Origin of the sequence: Halomonas sp. SIMBA_159 (assembly GCF_046536035.1) — a bacterium.
In the GTDB taxonomy this organism is placed as follows: Bacteria; Pseudomonadota; Gammaproteobacteria; order Pseudomonadales; family Halomonadaceae; genus Vreelandella; species Vreelandella venusta_A.
In genome coordinates this window covers 1-268 of the sequence record NZ_JAWJBT010000681.1, presented here as the reverse complement: position 1 = coordinate 268, position 268 = coordinate 1, and the positions used below count along the sequence as shown (strand labels likewise).

1 protein-coding gene is annotated in these 268 nt (G+C 63.4%); it reads right to left on the bottom strand.

Translation table 11 applies throughout. The features are described 5' to 3' along the window. On the bottom strand, positions 1–268 hold a 268-nt coding region (locus R0J87_RS20925; protein WP_498888667.1), incomplete at both ends, for a 2-oxo acid dehydrogenase subunit E2.

Here is a 268-nt window from a genome sequence, read left to right as displayed (position 1 = left end):
ACGCCCTTCTTGTCGACGTCGCGGATCACCGGCACGACCAGGCCGTTCGGCGTGTCGGCGGCGAAGCCGATGTGGAAGTACTTCTTCAGCGTCAGGTTCTCGCCGCTGGCGTCCAGCGAGGCGTTGAACTCGGGGAACTTCTTCAGCGCCGCGGCACTGGCCTTGATCAGGAAGGCGAGCATGGTCAGCTTGATGCCGGCCTTCTCGTTTTCCTTGTTGAGCGCCACGCGCAGCGCTTCCAGGTCGGTGATGTCGGCCTGCTCGAACT